Source organism: Anaerococcus sp. Marseille-P3625, assembly GCF_900232825.1.
In the GTDB taxonomy this organism is placed as follows: Bacteria; Bacillota; Clostridia; order Tissierellales; family Peptoniphilaceae; genus Anaerococcus.
This window is the reverse complement of sequence record NZ_OCTP01000011.1, coordinates 220,048-235,882: the sequence shown is the minus strand read 5'-3', so window position 1 is coordinate 235,882 and position 15,835 is coordinate 220,048. Positions and strand designations below refer to the sequence as shown.

Annotated in this window: 16 protein-coding genes; all 16 read left to right on the top strand. The window is 33.5% G+C overall.

The genetic code is table 11. The features are described 5' to 3' along the window. Window positions 1–2 precede the first annotated feature (2 nt). The 16 genes from CS884_RS06210 to CS884_RS06135 are packed head-to-tail and all read left to right on the top strand — an operon-like array spanning window position 3 to window position 15,835. Window positions 3–779, top strand: coding sequence for a hypothetical protein (locus tag CS884_RS06210; RefSeq protein ID WP_099321105.1), 777 nt, complete (start codon window positions 3–5; stop codon window positions 777–779). 17 nt (window positions 780–796) lie between these two features. Beyond that, the gene (locus CS884_RS06205; protein WP_099321104.1) at window positions 797–2,167 is read left to right on the top strand and encodes a hypothetical protein; all 1,371 of its coding nucleotides are present in this window, start codon (window positions 797–799) and stop codon (window positions 2,165–2,167) included. 33 nt (window positions 2,168–2,200) lie between these two features. Next, window positions 2,201–2,581 (top strand): hypothetical protein, encoded by a 381-nt coding sequence (locus tag CS884_RS06200; RefSeq protein ID WP_099321103.1) that lies wholly within the window; start codon window positions 2,201–2,203, stop codon window positions 2,579–2,581. An 18-nt stretch (window positions 2,582–2,599) separates the two neighbouring features. Continuing rightward, window positions 2,600–3,454 (top strand): hypothetical protein, encoded by an 855-nt coding sequence (locus CS884_RS06195; RefSeq protein ID WP_099321102.1) that lies wholly within the window; start codon window positions 2,600–2,602, stop codon window positions 3,452–3,454. Between the two features lie 9 nt (window positions 3,455–3,463). After that, on the top strand, window positions 3,464–4,189 hold the full coding sequence (locus CS884_RS06190; RefSeq protein WP_099321101.1) for a hypothetical protein: 726 nt from the start codon (window positions 3,464–3,466) through the stop codon (window positions 4,187–4,189). Beyond that, window positions 4,182–4,862 (top strand): hypothetical protein, encoded by a 681-nt coding sequence (locus CS884_RS06185; protein ID WP_099321100.1) that lies wholly within the window; start codon window positions 4,182–4,184, stop codon window positions 4,860–4,862. The genes CS884_RS06190 and CS884_RS06185 overlap by 8 nt, the downstream gene beginning before the upstream one ends. Continuing rightward, entirely contained in the window at window positions 4,859–5,587 is a 729-nt protein-coding gene (locus CS884_RS06180) for a hypothetical protein (RefSeq protein ID WP_099321099.1), read from the top strand. The genes CS884_RS06185 and CS884_RS06180 overlap by 4 nt, the downstream gene beginning before the upstream one ends. Beyond that, window positions 5,523–5,732, top strand: coding sequence for a hypothetical protein (locus CS884_RS06175; RefSeq protein WP_099321098.1), 210 nt, complete (start codon window positions 5,523–5,525; stop codon window positions 5,730–5,732). The genes CS884_RS06180 and CS884_RS06175 overlap by 65 nt, the downstream gene beginning before the upstream one ends. Before the next feature lie 11 nt (window positions 5,733–5,743). Next, the gene (locus CS884_RS06170) at window positions 5,744–7,828 is read left to right on the top strand and encodes a hypothetical protein (RefSeq protein WP_099321097.1); all 2,085 of its coding nucleotides are present in this window, start codon (window positions 5,744–5,746) and stop codon (window positions 7,826–7,828) included. 14 nt (window positions 7,829–7,842) lie between these two features. Continuing rightward, complete coding sequence (locus CS884_RS06165; RefSeq protein WP_099321096.1) at window positions 7,843–8,265, top strand: hypothetical protein; 423 nt, start codon at window positions 7,843–7,845, stop codon at window positions 8,263–8,265. Between the two features lie 5 nt (window positions 8,266–8,270). Further along, a complete protein-coding gene (locus tag CS884_RS06160; RefSeq protein ID WP_099321095.1) occupies window positions 8,271–8,681 on the top strand; it encodes a hypothetical protein in 411 nt (136 codons plus the stop codon). A gap of 16 nt (window positions 8,682–8,697) precedes the next feature. Continuing rightward, complete coding sequence (locus tag CS884_RS06155) at window positions 8,698–8,916, top strand: hypothetical protein (RefSeq protein WP_099321094.1); 219 nt, start codon at window positions 8,698–8,700, stop codon at window positions 8,914–8,916. After that, a complete protein-coding gene (locus CS884_RS06150; RefSeq protein ID WP_099321093.1) occupies window positions 8,909–11,854 on the top strand; it encodes a phage tail tip lysozyme in 2,946 nt (981 codons plus the stop codon). The genes CS884_RS06155 and CS884_RS06150 overlap by 8 nt, the downstream gene beginning before the upstream one ends. Window positions 11,855–11,857: 3 nt before the next feature. Then, complete coding sequence (locus CS884_RS06145) at window positions 11,858–13,930, top strand: hypothetical protein (RefSeq protein WP_099321092.1); 2,073 nt, start codon at window positions 11,858–11,860, stop codon at window positions 13,928–13,930. Window positions 13,931–13,938: 8 nt separating this feature from the next. Continuing rightward, entirely contained in the window at window positions 13,939–15,243 is a 1,305-nt protein-coding gene (locus CS884_RS06140) for a hypothetical protein (protein ID WP_099321091.1), read from the top strand. Beyond that, a complete protein-coding gene (locus CS884_RS06135) occupies window positions 15,227–15,835 on the top strand; it encodes a hypothetical protein (RefSeq protein WP_099321090.1) in 609 nt (202 codons plus the stop codon). Before CS884_RS06140 ends, CS884_RS06135 begins: the two co-directional genes overlap by 17 nt.

The window sequence follows — 15,835 nt, the reverse complement described above, 5'->3', positions numbered from 1 at the left end:
AAATGGACAAAGAAAAAGAATTAGGCATTGATGAAAAACTCAATAGACTATTAAAAAATGTAGCAGATGACTACTTTAATGAAGATGAAGTAGACAAAGATTATATAAGCGAAGATGAAGTTGCTAAATCAGAAGATGATGATGAAAAAATAGTTTACGATTTTAGCGAAGGCGAAGATGAAGAAGAAGCATCTGATGAAGAAATCGCTGATGAAGAAACTGACAATGAAGAAATCGAAAATGATGAAGAATTAGAAAAAACCGAAGATGACCAAATAGCTGAAAATGACGAAGAAAGCGAAGAAGAAAACGAAACTGAAAAGCAAGTAGAAGAAGACGAAGATACAGAAGAAGTCGATTATGATGACTTGCTTGACAGAATTAAAGATGATTTAGGCTTAGATGAAATCAATGGTAGATTAGATGATTTAACAGAAAATCTAAAGAAAGTTGTAGATCTATTAGAAATTAATACTGACAATGCAAATGAAGTAGTTGAAAAAAATAAAGAGCTTGAAAAGTCAATTAATCTATTAAGCAAAAAACTAAGTAGAGCCAATAACATTAGAAAATCAGTTAAAAACGCACAAGTTTTTAATAAATACGAAGAAGAAAAGAAAACTTACAAAGACCTATCAAAATCACAAAGAGCAGAAATTCTATCAAATGAATTTCTAGCAGGCAATAGAAATGTAAGTGCTTTAGATGTAAGTAAAGCTGAACAAGGAGCACCTTTATCTGAAGCTTTAGTATCAATTATTGAAAAACACTTAATTTAAGAAAGGAAGTAATAAACATGGCATTTAATTCATTAACACAAACACAAGTACAAGACCTTTATAAGGCATTAACTACAAATAATTTTGCACAAATTAACCCTGGAGCAAAAGGTGGCGCAGCTATAATTCCAGAGTCACTAGAAAACACAATCAAGACATTAACTTATTCTGAACAACACCTAAAACTTTGGAGAGATATTCCAAAATCAAGAGCTTTCTCTAATGTTGAAGAATATAACGTAGTTGATTCTTACGGAGAAGATATACCAGGATTCCAACCAGAGGGTATTGCAGGACTTGATACAACATCAAGCTATAAAAGAGAACTTGCAAAAGTTAAATGTTTAAATGTAACTAGATCAGTAACCGATCTTATGAGATTAGTAAATACTGTTTCAGAACCAGAAGCATTAGAAACTCAAAATGGAATGAAATTCATTTTAGGTCAAGCTGAACAAGCACTTTTCTATGGTGATTCAACACTAGCACCAGCAGATGAAGAAGGCTTACAATGGAATGGTATTTTAAAACAAACAGCAGATCATAATGTTGTAGATTTAAGAGGTAAATATCTAGAAGATAAACACATTAACAACGCAGCAACAAATATTTTAGACAACTATGGTACACCAACTAAAGCTTATCTACCAATGAATGTTGCACAAAAATTTAGTGAGCAATACTATCCAAATCAAAGAGCAATTATGAGTGTTGAAGCAGGAGAAATGGTAGCAGGTACTACTGTAACTAAATTTAATACATTAGGCGGAACTGTTGATTTAATCCCAGATGTATTTTTAAGAAGAGGTATGGAAGTATTAGATACCAATGCACCAGCTTATGGACAAGAACCACCAACAGCACCAACAGTAACAGCAGCAGTAGCTGACGAAGATGCTAAAAACCCAGCTAAATTTGCACAAGGTGGAACTTTCAAATATGCAGTAGTTGCATACTCACACAAAGGTAAATCTGTAGCTGTAGAAACAGATGCGGTAACAGTTGCAACTGAAAACATCAAAAAAGGCGTAAAATTAACAATTAAAAATTCAGATACACAAATTTTTGCACCAGAATACTTTGTAATCTATAGAACAGAAGATAATGGATCTAAATTCTATGAAATAGGTAGAGTCGGCGCAAAATCAAGAGAAAAATCCGCTGAAACAATCTTTGTTGATAAAAACGAAGTATTGCCAAATACAGGTGAAGCAGTTATAGGCCAATTTGATGAGTCAGCTATTACCTTTAGACAATTGCTACCAGCCTTTAAATTACCATATGCAATGACTGGCCCAGTAAGAAGATTTGGTATTTTCTTATATGGTACACCAATAGTATATGCACCAAAGAAATTTGTAACAATTAAAAACATCAAGATTGACTAGGCTTATCGCCTAGTTTTTCTTTAAGGAGAAATTATGCTGATAAAAAATGATAATTTAGTTAATTCAAGACTTATCATAGATGAAGAAAATTCTGTTAAATTTGATGAATACGGAATGGTTGAAATAGAAGATGAATTAGCTAAAAAACTTTTAGGACTTAAAGGTTATGAATTGGTTGATGATAATAAAAAAGAAAAGTCAGAAGCTAATAAAGATACAAATAAGATACAAGAAGTAACTTTAGGTCAAGGGAAAGTAGAAGTGGAAAGCTTAAATGCTGAAAAAGAAGAAGTTAACTATGAAACTTTATCTATAAAAGAACTAAAAGAACTAATCAAGGCTAAAGGAGAAAAAGCGCCAGCAGGATCTAGTAAAGCAGAGCTTATAGAAACTCTTTTAAAGCTTGATAAATAAACATAGAAAGGGGAGGGTATGAGAAAATACTATGACAATATGTATGATGAAGAGAATCCCTCTTCTAATGAAAATATATACGACCAGGGAGAAAAATTTACATTACCAACAGATCAAGCGGCAGAAAACCTTATAAAGATTAAAGGGCTTACAACCGAAGATTTAATAGATAATCACTTCCAAGGTATAGACCTAATGACTTATGATGGCACACCATTTTCAAGAACATTTTTAGTGTCAAGCCTTAATTCAGCTATAGATAGGGCAGAGCAAGTATTTGATATTTGTATAACCCCTAGAGAAATCAAAGATGAATTACACGACTTTGAGGGAAACAGTCTTTTTGACTCTTACCAATATACACCGTTATTTAAAAGACCAGTAAGAGAAATTGAGTCTATAACCTATAAAATGGGCAATAAGAAAATACTTAAAATTCCTAAAGAATGGATACAACTTGATAAAAGAGTTGGAGATGTGACAATTTTTCCTACAACAGGAAGTGTAAATTATATTAACCCAGCTATAGGTGTAGCTGTACCATATTTTATGACAAGATCTTATATGCCAATGGCAATTTCAATTAATTATAAAGCAGGTATGGAAAAGGAAGAAATTCCACACAATCTTTTAGATTGGATCTTCAAATACGCTGCTATAACTATATTTGAAGTATGGGGAGATCAGATTATAGGTGCTGGTATTGCTTCATCTTCTGTATCAATAGATGGTTTAAGTCAATCTATAGGAACAACTCAATCAGCTATGTATGGTGGAGCATCCGCGCGTATCCTAGAGTACAGAAAAGACCTAGAAGAATTAACTCCGATAATTAGGAAATATTTTGCCAGGTTTGATTCAGTTGTTTTGTAGGAGGATATTATGGCAGCTAATGCAGGTTTTATACCTAAAAACTTTGATGAATTAATAGAAACTCATGGTTATAACGCTTCATGGTATCAATCTATTGTTTGTGAGTGCATGATTGAAGGTCAGCCAGATCCGCATTGCCCTTATTGCAAGGGCGAAGGCTATAGATACATTAGAAGAAAAGAAATAAAGGTTGTTGCTACTAGCTTTAATGGTAAACAAGTTTTAAAACTTGAAGGAATATCAGAGCCGGGGACAGTATATATTACCCCAGAAAGAGATATTATAATGTCCTACCATGATAAATTAGACTTTTATGAAATCGACTGTAGATATTCACAAGTTGTTACAGTTAATGGCAACAAAACCTCCAGCACCTATAGACCGATTAAGAAAGTTATTTTTGTAATGGTAGGCGACTATGTCTATGATGAAAATATAGATTTTAAAATTAGTGAAGATAAACACCATTTAGAATGGATAGATGAAAGCTCAAAACCCCCAAATGGAGCAAGAGTAAGTGTTTTATACTTAACTAGCCCAGAGTATATGATAAAAGAGATGACTCATGAATTAAGATCTGTAAATGTATCTAAAGGCTTAAAAGAGCCTCAAACAGATATTATGCCAAAGCAGTACCTAGCAACTAGAATAAATTTTGCTTATGGTAATACGGTTAATGCTAAAAGGGAATATGAACCTAGTTTAGAAAAAGACGGAGGATTTGCTTATGACTGATATATACAAGGCTATAGATACAGTAGCAAGTGATATGGTTAAGGCAACTCTATCTTATGCTAGAGATGAACTTATTTATGAAGCAAATACAAAATTAAGATCAACTAGCACAGATTATAAGCAAGCTATATCAGCTGTAACGATGGAAGGCCCATTAAAAGGCTATGTGCAACTAAATGGAAAATTCCCAGCCTTACTTGAAAATGGTTGTAATAAGTTTGATGAAAAAATAGGCTTTTCTAAGTCACCCAAAAGAACAAAAGTAGTTAGACGTGTAGATGGAAAAAATGAGCCAGGTTGGTATTTAACAATACCATTTAGGCACAGAACAGCAGGCAGAGGATCATTACCACCTAAGATATTAAAAGCTGCTAAAAATTTAAAATATGGTCAATACCTTGAAGAAAGTCTTGTAAGAGATTTAGGATATTCACCACAAAGATCTAATACAGGATATAAGTGGAAAAATTCTAAATATGATTATCTAGTAAGAAAAACCAAAACATATAAGTCCGGAGCCAAAAGAAGTCAGTATTTAACCTTTAGGAGAGTATCAGATAAGTCAGATCCAAAAAGCTGGTTTCATCCAGGCTTAAAAGGTATTAAAGCTTTTCCAAAGGTTAGTAAAAAGGCTGAAAAATTTTCATATGATTATTTGGAGGCTAACCTATGATACAGATGCTGGACTTGTTTGTAAAAAGCAAAATAAAAAAAGTTTTGAATTACTTATCTAACAATGTTGAATTGATAGATAAGTTTTTTTTATACGCAGATGAAAAAACTAACGAAGACGTTAAAAAATTCATAAAAGAATACAAAATCAACGTGAGATCAAGCTATCCTAGAGAAGAATTGTATCTACCTTGTATTGTTGTCTTGGTGGAGTCGGATCAAGAGGTTTCTTATGGTTTGGGAAATGGTATAGACGAAAACTATATAGGAAATGAATCAGATAGTAATTATCTTAATTGGTCAAAGAATATAAGACACCCAATACAAGAAAGTATTCAAATGCAAACAAATATAAGGTGTGAAATATGGAGTGATAACGCAATTATCACTTCTTTTTTGTATGCAATAACAAAATATTGCTTATTGACAACAAGAAAAGATTTTGAGGAAGAAAACATAATCTTATCAAGTTTAAGTGGTGGAGATTTAGAGCCTATACCAGATTATATAAACTTTTTTGTTTATAGAAGGGCTTTAACTTTATCTTGTGAATATACAACGACATACTATAGATTTGATGAATTTGCAGGAGAATTAGATTCTCAATTCAATTTAGGAACAACTATTAACGATATATCTATTAATCGTAAAGGAGTAGATGATGACGGAAAAGAAAATTGCACCAAAAGCGAAACAAGAGGTAAAGAAAGAACCTCAAAAGAGTAAAAGGCTAATTTCCTTTAAAGAATATTTTATTGGAAAAGGAAATGTAAGAGCAGAAACCAAAGCAGCAATAAGAGTCAAACTTAATGGCCAATTATACAAAAGCCAAGAAGAGTGGGACAAAATTCTTGCTGCTGAAATTGAATAAGGAGTAAATATATGGCATATAAAAAAGGCTACCATTTTCACAAAGTAAGATACAGAAAACCAGGTGTTTATTCTCATGTAGAAAGTAATATGAGAATATTTAAAACCAATGGAGCAAAGAATATGGCATTAATAGGATCTTCTAAAGGTGGCGTTCCTGGAGAAATAACTATCATAGAAGACCCTGAAGATGCTATCAAAATTCTAAAAGGTGGATATCTTTTAGATGCAGCTTTAAAAGCTTACGATCCTGTTATTGAAACAAAAGATGGAGTAGAAATAGGTGGAGCAGATCAAATTTTCTGTATAAGATCAAATGACGCTACAAAGTCAATGGGAAATGTATTCCAAAAGAAAGAAGTACCGGCAACAGTCGGAAAGGTAATAAGCACTCAACACGCTAACTCAACTGGAAGCCTAACAGTAAAAGGCGATTATACTGGCAAAGAAAACAAAACCTTTAAGATTGAAATTACATCAACTGGACTTAGAGATATTTCTGATGCAACATATAAATACTCTTTAGCATCAGATGGAGAGCAAATAGGCGAAGAACTATCACTAAAAGAAACAGCTAATGCAACTGATAAGGATTTAGGAGATGGAATTAAAATAACTTTTGGCCAAGGTAAATACAATCAAGGCGATACATTCCTAATACCTTGTACAGCACCTGTAACCGAGTCAGAATTTGTTTATACAATAACTTCAAAAGACTACGGAGAAGAAAACAACTTAATATCACACAAACTAACAGACGGAGCATCAGCCAATACAAAATGCTTGACTATCTATGACGCTAAATCAGATAAGTACGAGATATTCGACAATTTGGGTGGTGCTTTTTCTATTAAATATACCGGTGATGAAAAATACGCTAGTATTTCAATCATATCTAATGGTAAAGGTGATTCTATAAAACTTCAAACCTATATTGGCGAGAATGCAGAAACAGCAAAGGTTGATATCGACCTTAACCTTGACCCTACACAATATAGAAACGTTAGAAGTCTAGCACTTTATTTAATGGGTTACGAAAACTACGATATAGAACCTGTTAAAACTGCAAATATTGAATTGTCAGTATTGGATTTAGATTTCTTTGATAAGAAAGAGATTACAGAAACAACTCCAATTACTGGTGTTCTAAGAGATATACAAAAAACAACTAAGACTCAATCAGAATATGTTGAGGTAACTATCATAAATAGAGAAGTTTCAAATTATGAAAACTATCCATTTACTTTACTAGCAGGTGGAAGCGAAGGAAGAGAAGCTAGATCCTTTATCAAATTCTTAGATAAATTAGGAAAATACGATATCGACTACATCGTTCCACTAACTGATGATATTGGGATTATCGCTGAATGTAGAGAACACGTAATTAAGATGAGTGAAAGATATGGCAAAGAAAGAAGACTAGTCTGTGGTGCTGCTAACAATATATCAGTTCAACAACAAGTTAATTTCAAATCTCAATTAGAACATGAAAGAGTCCAATTTACTGGTCAAGGTATCTATGACTTTAACAATAAACTATATCCTGCATTTATTCATGCAGCTATGTATGCTGGTAGATTTGCTTTCTTAGGTGTTGAAAGTGCAACAGCTGATGTTTTCAACTATTTAAAACCTGAAAAAACATATCCAGAAGATGATAAGAACAAGCTTATAGATAATGGAGTTCTATTTGACGATATGGTTGCTAGTAGAGATAATCAATTGATTTTCTACCCTAAACTTGTATGGGACTACACTACTTTTGCACAATATAATGACCCACTCAAGGTTGAAAGATCTACAGGAGCTATTGCCGACCAACTTTCTAAAGAAATTAGAAAACAACTTGATAAGATGCTAACTGGTAAATTGACACCTTATTCTGTACTTGAATCTGCAAGAAACAGAGCTATTTCTGTTTTACAACAATACAAGAAAGACGGAATAATTATTGCTTATAAGAATGTCAATATATCAAAAAAGAATGACAGAGTATATCTAACATTCGATGTAGCACCAACAGAAGTAACTAACTTCACATTTATCGATATCACATTCTACAGTGAAGAACTATCCATCATGGATCAAGAAAGTTAGAGAGGTAAATATACATGGCAAGTGCAGAAAAACAAACGGTTGTAACTGGTGCAACCGTCCTATTAAAAATTAAAGGACAAGTAGTTGGCAGAGCACAATCATTAGATCCTAAAATTTCTTATGGAACTGAAGGAGTGTATGAGATAGGCTCAATAATGCCACAAGAACACGTACAAAATAGATATGAAGGTACTTTCACCCTAGAAAGATATATGTTAAGAAATACAGACTTGGCAGATGTTGGATATATAGGGCTTGGAGAAGATATTCTTCAAAAAGATATTATCGATATAGAAGTAATAAACAAATGGGACAATAAAACACTTAGAGTCTACAGAGGTTGTACTTTTAGTGATTACACAACTACTATTAGAGCTAACGCTATAGCAGGTGAAAATGCTACAGTACAATTCTTATCATGCGATATGGGAGAATAAAATAGATGCAAGGATTAAAAGAGTTTACAGATTTAAGTGCTAGAGAAAAAGAAATTGAATTTGAAAGCACAATTCAAGGGGAAAAAGTAAAGGGGACTTTCGTTGTAAAGTTCCCTTCTATTCGCGATAGAGTTGCAATAGGTACTAAAATGTCACAATTATTAGCTGATGCTTCATTATCAACCCTACCTAATGAAAGTTATTTCCTAGCAGAAGCTATTGCTTTTCTCGATAATTTAATTGTTAAAAAACCTGATTGGTTTGACTATGACAAGATAGATAATCCAGAAACCGTTTTGGGATTATACGAAGAGGTCAATATGTTTATAAATTCCTTTCGACCAACAAATGAAGAAACTGGATCTAAAGGAACTGGCGATAAATCCTTGGATAAGGAGTCTGTGGAAAGCAAGTAAAATACTTGGTTGTTCAATGTTTGATGATAGGTTAGCTAATTACAATGCCTATGATTTAGAATTGATGCAATGGCTAAGCTATTTTGATGATCCTATGAACATAGACCAATACAGAAGAAGTTTCACCGATCCAGAATTTGAAAAATGGTGGAATGAAGATGCTCCTGAAGTAGAGAAAAAACAAATAGATGTAAATAATGAACAGCAATGGGAGGAGGTGGATATAGATGAGTGATATCAAGATTAATGTACAAGCCAATACAGATCCTGCTAAACAGAGTTTTTCAAATTTAAGCAAATATATAAAAAATGTACAAAAAGATGCTCAAAATTTTGGTATTGGTGGATCTGAAAGCTCCAATTTAACAGATTTTGCTAGCAAAGATAAAGATAATATAGGCGATTTATCAGAAGTAATTAGAAAGCTTAGTAATAACATTGATAAGTTAGGTCAAAGTTTTTCTGCTAGAAGCGCTTATAATAATTCTACAAATTTTCCATCTTCTCCATCTAGCTTTAATAGTTCTGATGTTAATTCAAGTAATAATAAAAGCTTTAAAGATAATTTATTTGGAAATTTAACAAAAAGTGGACTTGCAATAGGAGCTGGAAGAGCGGTTTTTTCTTATCTAAACAATGGTTCAAAAAATGCAGCTGCTTATGAGAAAAACGCCTTAGATATTTACAATAGACTAGGAGTTTACGGAAGCGACTTTAACAAGGCTAGAAGTGAAGCTAGTAATCAAGGTAAGAAATATGGTTTTGATACTGGACAAGTAATGAATCTACAAGATACCTTGGTTAGTGGTGGATATTATGGGCAAAATGACTTAAAGCAAAGCTCAAAAGATATGATGGAAACATCATTAGCTTTTGGTATTAACGCCAATTCTCTAGGATCGGATTTTTCTCAATTAAGAAAAAGAAGTTTTGACAATATAAGCTCAAAAGAATACACAGACGCTATAGGAACAAATATTGCCGCCACAGGTATGAAAGGCAGAGAAGATGAACTCGCACGAAGTCTTGCTGATATTACAGATGTAATAACTAAAGGCAAACTTGAAGTGACTTCATCTGACTTTGAAATGGCAGCAAGCCTACAAGCACAATTAGCTAGGCAAAATCCTGCATTAAAAGGTGATAAGGCTGCTGAACTTGTAGGTAAAATGCAAGGTGGATTTAACGCTAGAGACAACATGACCTTGAGAATGTTTGGTTATGGCGAAGAGTTAGGCTATGGCGAAGATGCACTAAAAGAAGCTAGAAGAAGAGCAGAACATGGTTTTTCAGATCCTGAAGCAATAAAAGCTTTAACAAGAGGTCTTGGTAAAAATCTTCATAGTGATACTATGAGATCCCTATGGTTGCAAGATCATATGGGAGTTACCGTTGATGAAGGCGACGAAGTTGTAAAACTTCTTAATCAAGGTCCTGAATCATACAAAGAAATCCAAGAAAAGTATGGCAAGGGTGGAAATAAAGAAGCACAACTTGATAACGCTATAAACTCAAAAGCATTAATAAATACCAATTATGAGTTGAACAAAGAAGCCACTTCTATGGATGCGGGCAATGCTCTTAATGAAGCTACAAGACCATTTAAAGAAACCTACAACAATATGCCAAGTTTCTTACAAGGTACAAGCTCAATAGCTGGTCAAGCCTTAATAGGTGGGGGTATAGGTGCAGCAGTAGCAAATGTACCAAGGTTACTTATCGGTAATCTAGGCAAGGGTGCTGGCAGTTCAGCTGGCGAAAGTGCAAAAGTCTTTAGTTTATTTTCAAAATTAAAGAATCCGGTTGTTGCAGAAGAAGGCGGAAATGTTGCTAAGTCTGTAAGTTTTCTAGGTGAAAATGCAGGCAAATTTTCTAAAGGTTTAGGTATAGCAGGTACAGCTATTACAGTTGGTACATATGGATATGAAGCTTACAACAATTTCAAAAAAGGTGATGTAAAAGAAGGTTTTGGATCCATCGGTGCTGGTGCTGGAACATTGGGTGGCGGTTTTGCTGGTGCAAAATATGGCGCTATGGCAGGAACAGCAATAGCTGGCCCAGTAGGAACTATAATAGGTGGAGCTTTAGGCGGTATAGCTGGTGCATTTGTAGGAGATAAACTAGGTAGAAAACTAGGGAAAGGCGCTGCAAGTATATCTACTGTTGAAGCAAGCGAACTCCACAAAGACAAAAAAGATAAAGATCTTGTTGGTAGAAAAGAATTAGTTGTTAAAAGAGAAGAACAGCTATTAGATAGGCTTGAAAATGGTGGATTATTCAACATAACTGTTGAAGGATCTAAAGGCGAGAAAAAAATTAAGTCTACAGGTACAAACAAGAAAGCAGGGTCAAGTTATGCACAAAGTAGAAGTCAATACGCTTTTAATAGAGCTAATGGCTTGCCAGTAGATACTGGTCCTCTCGAAGGCAATGAAAACTTTGATAAGATTTGGAGCTATTTCAAAAAACAAGGCTTTTCTGATGCTGGTACAGCTGGAATTATGGCAAACCTACAAGCAGAATCCGGGCTTAATCCAGCACAAAAACAACTAGGTGGAGGCCCTGGTAGGGGACTTGCTCAATGGGAAGGCCCACGATTTAAAAATCTAGTTAACTATGCACAGTCAAAAGGAACTGATTGGACAAATCTTAAAACTCAATTAGATTTCTTAATGCAAGAGATGAACTCTGATTATTCATCTTCATGGTATGACTCATTCAAAACATCTAATGATGCTAGAAAGTCTGCTGCAAGCTTTGAAAATACCTTTGAAAGACCAGCTAATAATCATAATGTTGAAAGAGGAAATATAGCAGAAACTATATTATCTCAAGGAATAAAACAGCTAAGCGACCAAAAAGATGCAAATATTGGCAGTCAATCCAATATAAGTTCTTATGCTATCGGTATAGATAGAGTACCAGAAGACCAGCTAGCCTTTATACACAAAGATGAAGCAGTTTTATCAAAACTTGATGCAAAAGATTATAGAGAAAGTAATTTGTCAAACGCAACTAACGGAACTATAAATTTAAATGTTAGCATTAATGGAGCAGAAAATAATACCATTACAGAGCAAGTAAAAGAAGCGGTATTAGCAGCGATTAAGCAATTATCTAATAATCAACAAAAATTCCAGCTAAATCAAGTTTATCAAAGAAAGGCAAGGTGATAAATGTATAGCTATGTAAGCAACCCTTATTGTAAAATTACATTTGCCACAGAAAAGGGTAACGTAGAGATATTTCAATTAGCCAACCCTACAACAAATAAGAACCTTGATTTTGATGTACTATCGCTTGAAACTACAAGAGATGTAGGAGCTGATGATTGTGCAACTTTTTCTATATCCTTAGCCTTTAAGCAAGAATGGTATGATAAAATACATTCTTGTGATCTTGTTATTATTGAATTAGGCAGAGGTGATAAAAAAGGGACTGTTTTGTTTGGCATGGTAGATAATTCTTACAAATCTTTAGTGTACGTAGATCTAGTGCCTAAAAGAATTATAAACATAACAGGTAGAGGTTTTAATAAAGCCTTTATGCAATTTGACATTGGAGCAGTGCAAGAAATAAATGCAAGCTACAATATGTGTGGATTTTACCAAGGTCAAGATGCTATTGTAAGTCAAAACTCTCCATCAAAACTTATTAAGACTGTTGTTGATTTCTATCTTGATAAGGGCATAAATCTTAATTTTGCTAATGGAAAATCATTCAAAGATTATTTTAAAGGCATATATCTTGATAATGCAAGACAACGTCAAGAGTCTTTGGGGAATAATTTTACAGCTTATGAGTTTCAAGGCAGTTTATGGACTTACTTAAAAGAATTAAGAAACGCTCCTTTTAATGAGTTGTTTTGGGAAGTGGTTGATGATAAACCGACCCTTATATCAAGACCGACACCTTTTAATCCTACAGATTGGGCAAATCTACCATTATATAAGATAGATGATAAAGATATTATGGATGAAGAATTAGGCACATCTGATTTGGAGTCTTATACAGTTTATTCTGTTAAGGGCGAAAGCTTAATAACAGATTACGATCAATTATTTGGCCCTCCTATTTGGTATAAACCTTATTATGACAGATATGGACTAAGAAGATTACAAGTTACTAGTAAATATTCTAGCGCTGGAGCTTATGGCCCTACTGGAGCTAGTGAGGGTAGCGGTGAATGGGATGTTGGTATTCATGAAAAAAGTGATTATGAAAAAGATCTTGAATTTTGGAAAAAAGAATTTGATCAAAAGAACATAGATGATGCAGCAAAAGAAGCTAAAGAAGAAGCAAAATCTACAGACCTTAGTTACAGCGATGTTAGACGTGAAACTAATTATATGGGACTATCTAAAGATGAACTAGAATATAAAAAGAAAAAACTAGAAGAAGAAATAGTCAAAGATAGTGTAGATGAAGCTAAATCAAATATGGAATCAATTATAAGCGAAGCCAACAAAGAAGATGACTCTCAAGTATCACAGAAGACCATTGATTTATTTAATTGGAATATCAAAAATGGAATGATGGAAAACGGTAGTTTCATTTTAAGAGGTGATGCTGTATATAAAGTTGGTTGTAGGTTATTAGTACCAACTACTGATATGGAATACTATATTGAAAATGTTAGTCACAGTTTTGTTTATGCAGAAGGTCGGAAAACAACTTTACAAGTAACTAGAGGCTTAAAATACGGTAGTCGATTTAAAAAGCCTTGGAATCAATGGCAGATGATAACCGCGGATGATATGACAGAAATAACAGGCATGGACTATTCATCAATGGATATACCAGTTCAATATGGCGGTAGTACAAGCGGAGGATATGTACCGATTAAATATTCAGATCCTACTGGATTTAGAGCAAGTATTGCTTCTATAGCTTGGAGTCACGCAAATGAACGTTATGATATGGGATCATTAAGAATGAATGATGGAATTTCAGATTGTTCTAGTTTGGTATACAAGGTAGCAATGGAAGCACAGGGCAGAGATTGGCATGGAACATGGGCTCCATCAACTTATACAATGATAGAACAAGGGGAGAAACTAAAGCTATGGTATAAAATACCACTTAGTGAGGTTAAACCTTGGGATATACTATTAAGAAATGAGCATACAGAATTTCTATCTGATGATGGTAGAACATTTGGGGCACATGATTATGGTGTACCTTCTGGCCCAGGCAGAAAATATAATCCAGCAAATTGGAATTGTGGACTTAGAATATATGGTTTGTAGGAGGAATGATGAGATTACAATCAAGTTTAGGTGAAGTCCAATACGGAGGAAGAGCAGATGCAGACAATCAAGGGAAAATCATAACAGGTACTGTAACAAGAGTATATGATAAAAATGGTACAGCTGATGTTTTGCTACAATCAGGTTCTTTTGTAGGGGATAATCAAATAACAAATGGAATAGTTAATTCTTGTGTACAATTAGAAAGCTATTCTGGTTATGATGAAGAATCAGATATGTATTATGGAGATTACACGCCTTTGCAAGTAGGTCAAAGAGTTGTACTTGCTTTTATAGGATCTGAAAAATATAAACCTATTATTATTGGAACTCTTCCAACCTGGAATAAAAATAAAACTAATGTAAATCCTAGAATAGATGCTTATGGTGAAGCTGTAGCTACACGTGGCGAAAGCGCAAGAGTAAATAAGGATCAATCTTATACTTATAGAAATGGTAGTGGTGAATATGAAAATGTTGAAAGTTCATGTGCTTTTTCTGTAGGTAAAATCCATAAAATGAGTGATCATAGAGAAGATGCTTTTAACTTTGAAGATTTAACGCTTAAAAACAAAAAGACAAACAAAACTATTCGCCACAACTTGCATACAAGCTTAATAGAACCCTTTAACTATCTAAGAGTTACAAAAGATTCTGTAGAAGATAGGGCTGATGCAAAATACAACAGATGGTATCACGATGCACAATTAGGCATTACAAGATATTCTCAAGATACACCCGACTTTTTATTTACTATAGGTATAGATGAAAATAAGAATTTTGAAATTAGAACACAACCTAAAACGTTCAAAAGGCTTAGAAGAGATGACGAGCCTAAAGAATACGACAGAAGAACATTAAGAAAATCAGAGTCTAAGATAATGAGAAAACATTTTGAAGAAAATCCTAGACCAGAAATGGAAGTCCCAGATATAGTGGAACTTGCAAGTGTTAAAATTGAAAATGATGGGACTTTATCATTATTTAGGCAAACTGACAAAGGACAAACAAAGTTATCTTTTACTGAAAAGGGAGTAAGATTGGAAACATCAGAAGATGTTGAAATTAAAACAGAGCAAAAAGTAAAAATACTTTCTGATAGTGATGTTAGAATAGACTCTATAGGTGAAACAACCATTAACTCAAAAGGAAGTGTTAACATAAGATCCGGTAGTAGTATAAATTTAATTGCACCCGAAGTAAATGAAATCAAAGGATCTAATTCGCCAATTGATAGATACGATAGTAAGCCTATAAGATTTATCGATCCAGGCGAAACAGGAACAGGAAATAAAAATGGCCTTGAATGGTAATGCTTATGATGGAATTAATAGATTAAAAAGAATGGAGTTGGAATATAAAAATCAATCCTATGTATTTGATTTAAACCCAGAAACTTATGATTTAAAAATTCCAAATAGAGTAAATGTACATTATACAAAAGTTGGAGCAGTAGTTGATTTGTTTGGATCCGGATTAAAAGAACTTAATATAGTAGGCACTACAGGCTACAAAGGAACAGGAAAAGATCCAGCACATGGATATCAAAAGTTTCTAAGCCTTAAAAAAACTATGTTAACAGTTATGGATGATATAAGAGATGGAAGACCAGTAAAGGACTTTTTAAACTTTTATAATCATACTGATGGCGAAGCATACGTAACAATACCAATTAGATTAAATATTTCTAGAAATGTTAACCAGCCACTAATATACAAATATGATATACAACTTTATGTATTAAGACGTGTTGGAGATGCAGTAGAAAGTCCCGAAATACAAGTAATAGGAAATCCATTAGAAAGTCCTAAAACGATAACAATAACAGTAAGAGATAGAGATGTAATAGAAAAACTTGACACTAACGATACAAAGTTTAGCAAAGTTAATTTAACAAAGGATTGA